Source organism: Shewanella sp. (assembly GCF_051658185.1).
Classification (GTDB): Bacteria; Pseudomonadota; Gammaproteobacteria; order Enterobacterales; family Shewanellaceae; genus Shewanella.
This window is the reverse complement of record NZ_JBOFMC010000303.1, coordinates 1-3391: the sequence shown is the minus strand read 5'-3', so window position 1 is coordinate 3391 and position 3391 is coordinate 1. Positions and strand designations below refer to the sequence as shown.

Genomic DNA, 3391 nt, shown 5'->3' with positions numbered 1-3391 from the left:
GATCCCATGCAGGCTGCCAAACTCGCCTATCAAACCGGTGGCGGCTGTATGCATCAAGTATTCCACTCCGTTATCACCTTACTGAGCCAATCTAGCAGCGTCGACGCTGATAAGTTTAAAACGATTCCCACCGCCCTCGCAGGCTATGGATTTGCAGGCGTGGTAGGCCAAGGCACGCTCTGTGGTAATCTCAATGCTATCGGGATGATAGTTAACATTCTTGACGATATTAACGGCCAAAATAGCGCAGTCATTGCCCACACGTTTCGCTACTATGAAAATGAGAGCTTGCCACTCTCTTCAGCAGAATTTGTCAGCGGCATCGGCTCAACACCCGAAAAAACCGCCCTTGTCGGTAGCTCGTCTAAAGCCAACAGCGTACTGTGCCATTCCTCGATCAGTAACTGGTCCAAAGCATCAGGCCTGCCCTTCGCTAAAAAAGGTGAACGTTGTTACCGCTTGTCAGCCTCGATGGCGTACCACCTCGTTGAACTCTTAAACCGCGCCTATCAAGGGGAAAATATTGGCGCGTTACCCAGCAGCAAACCGTCACCAGAAGCGCAAACCTGTCAAACCTGCCATGGTAGTGCAGACATGTTTGGATCCGCAGCAAGCGTGAAAACCGATATGGAATGTACCACTTGCCACACTGGACATTTCAATTAAGGAGGCAGTGATGAAATACCCATTACTTGCATTGACCCTAGGCACACTTGCCCTTGTAGGCTGTGGTAGTGACGATAACCACGCCGAGGAAAGTACACCTACACCACCGCCGCCAGTCGAAAAAACCGTGAATATTGACGAAGCGACACAGATTAATCTGATCGTAGAGCAATTTGAGCCCGATACCGGCACCGTATTATTTTCGCTGGCAGATGCATCGCAAACGGCGATCACTGCCGCTAAAAACTACGACATTTACTTCTTTGGCTTTCCAGACAAGAGTAAACCGTCGTCACATCCTAAAGCATGGAAACGTTGGCATGTGACCCAAAACTACCGCTGCCAGAGCAAAGGAGAATGTAGTGGTAAATTGACCGAGATAAAAAATGGTCAGTATCAGTTTGAAATAGCGGGGCTTGATTGGCAGCAACACGATCCAAACAAGCTTGTGTCACACATTAAAGTCGCAATACAAATATACGGCGCGAAAGCCCAAAATCAGCTTGATTTAATCACGGTAGCGCCGCGGTAATCAGTGATTAGCGCCTAAAAAGATCCGGCCGTCGCAGTAATATATCACTGCGACGGCCGGAGTTAATCGGTCTCGGTCAAGCTGAGATTAAAAAACCGCAGCAAACTCTTTGATTAACGCTGCGCGATTGGAGCGACATGCCCAAAAAGAACCGCTTGGCTTAAACTTCACCAAGGTAAAATCATTTATGGTGTCAAAATCAACAATTTGCATATCAAAGGTAATCACACCGTCCTTCACTAATACCCCCCGAGACTTATTCACCGCATCTTGGATTGGCCCAGGTAAATCGACTTGCAACAAATCCATTTTGACACTTGCCGTATCCACTTGCAGTTTATAGGTCATGGTACCGGCTTCAAATGCCAATGACTCACCGTGATAAACAATCGAGGCAAGCGTTTTCCCGCCTCTCCCATAATGGTATGCCAGTTTAATGTCATCGCCTTCAAGCTTAATATCGAGTGTTAACGTCTTTTTGAAGGTGAGCGTTTCATCGACCACAAAAGGGGAGGAATATAACTCCGCATAACAACTTAAATCCAGAGTATCTTCGCCTCCGATATCATTATTTATCAATAAAAACAGAATCGTACCAATAAAAACTGCCGCCAAACAATGCCATAAACGAATGCGCTTTAGCCCAGCAGTGATAACATGCCACTTAGTCACAAATACCCACCTTCTTTAACCAGTGCTCATCTAAAATATCGGCGTTAAAATCATCAGAGAAGAGTTTAATAATTTTGTGATTCGCCTTTTGAGTTTTATCGTCTAAAAAAATAGTGAGCATATTTTGGCCGTTAGATACAGACACTGAGATGGATTGCCACGGCACTGCCGCACAAGCTGCAACCTGAGATATCATTTGCTTGGCAAAGGGTTTAATCGTCTGCATTTTTTGCTTACCGGTGTAAAAAGAAATTTCGGCGACCCTGTCATTCGCGAAGGTAAATTGATGACTAAAATTGGGACTGATCGAGGTAGGATTCGTGATACGACTAGCAAAGACGCACAGCGTCATTAATCCCAAAAACAATAGTAAAAAAAACGGTAAAGGCTCTACTTTAATAAAGGGCGTCCCCAGTATGCCCGTTGATTTTTTAATCGGCTTATTATAAAGCACATAACCCTGATCGGACATTTTCCCAAGGTAGGAAGCATGCTCCTCCCCTAAAAACTGCCTAAATCGATGGATAATTTGCTCAAGGCGCTCCGAAGGACGACTCCCTCGATAATACTGTGTCAGTATTTGTATCAACTCGACTCGAGAAACAACCTTACCCTGATACTCAATTAAATACTGAATAACTTGAAATTCATCCGGCTCAAGATCCCAACAACGCTCAGACACTTGATTGAGCAGTTGCTGTTCTTGCACCCGAAACCAACAACACCCTATTTGCATCTTGGCCCTTAATTCAAAAAATAATGGGCCAAGTATACCTATAACAAATCGTTTTCACTGTGATCTAGATTAACTCACAATTAGTAGTGAAATAAACTGTGAATTTCATCAATAAAATATTTCATGCTAAAAACACCAAATGATACAGATTGTTTCATTTAAGTTTAAAATATCGCCGCATTTAACCATAGGTGCACCAAAATACTCGCGCCATAGCCTAAAGCGATAACCGGAGTCCAGCGCAAATGGGCGCCAAAAGTGTAAATACCACGAGCCTGTCCCATTAACGCCACCCCAGCCGCACTCCCTATGGACAATAAACTGCCGCCCACGCCCGCAGTCAACGTCACCAGCAACCATTGGCCTAACGCCATATCCGGTTCCATGGTGAGCACCGCAAACATCACCGGAATGTTATCTACTACCGAGGACAGCAGACCAATTGCGACGTTGGCATAGGTAGCATCCCAATAGGAATACAAGGCCGTCGACACCACACTCAAATAGCCCATAAAGCCCAGCCCTCCCACACAAAGCACAACACCGTAAAAGAACAACAGGGTATCCCATTCTGCCCGCGATATACGGCTAAACACATCGAAGGGCACAATGCTGCCTAACTGCTCAAGACGTGCTTCATCCTTTCTTAGCAAGGCTTTTTTACGCTCACGCACTAAAGTGCGATCAAAGGTTAGGCGCAGGTAATAGCCAAAAAATTGTAACAAACCTAAACCCGTCATCATCCCAAGCACTGGAGGCATACCGAGAAACGAGTGCACACATAC

Annotated in this window: 5 protein-coding genes; 2 read left to right on the top strand and 3 right to left on the bottom strand. The window is 45.5% G+C overall.

What is annotated here, in order from left to right; all coding sequences use genetic code 11:
• Positions 1 to 666, top strand: a 666-nt coding sequence (locus ACRCZA_RS11595) for a cytochrome C (protein ID WP_438674591.1), incomplete at its 5' end; no start/stop codon positions are given.
• Between the two features lie 10 nt (positions 667 to 676).
• Positions 677 to 1198, top strand: a complete 522-nt coding sequence (locus ACRCZA_RS11590) for a hypothetical protein (protein WP_438674590.1) — start codon at positions 677 to 679, stop codon at positions 1196 to 1198.
• Between the two features lie 87 nt (positions 1199 to 1285).
• On the opposite strand, the gene ACRCZA_RS11585 is transcribed toward ACRCZA_RS11590, so the two are convergent.
• The 3 genes from ACRCZA_RS11585 to nhaD form a co-directional block, all read right to left on the bottom strand.
• Positions 1286 to 1870, bottom strand: a complete 585-nt coding sequence (locus ACRCZA_RS11585; protein WP_438674589.1) for a hypothetical protein — start codon at positions 1868 to 1870, stop codon at positions 1286 to 1288.
• The gene (locus ACRCZA_RS11580; protein ID WP_438674588.1) at positions 1863 to 2606 is read right to left on the bottom strand and encodes a winged helix-turn-helix domain-containing protein; all 744 of its coding nucleotides are present in this window, start codon (positions 2604 to 2606) and stop codon (positions 1863 to 1865) included. Before ACRCZA_RS11580 ends, ACRCZA_RS11585 begins: the two co-directional genes overlap by 8 nt.
• Before the next feature lie 164 nt (positions 2607 to 2770).
• Positions 2771 to 3391: sodium:proton antiporter NhaD (gene nhaD / locus ACRCZA_RS11575; protein ID WP_438674587.1), on the bottom strand; the 621-nt coding region annotated here is incomplete at its 5' end.

Excerpts from the sequence above, each read along its gene's own strand:
- ACRCZA_RS11590 (WP_438674590.1), top strand. The coding sequence starts at position 677 with ATGAAATACCCATTACTTGCATTGACCCTAGGCACACTTGCCCTTGTA.
- ACRCZA_RS11580 (WP_438674588.1), bottom strand. The coding sequence starts at position 2,606 with ATGCAAATAGGGTGTTGTTGGTTTCGGGTGCAAGAACAGCAACTGCTC.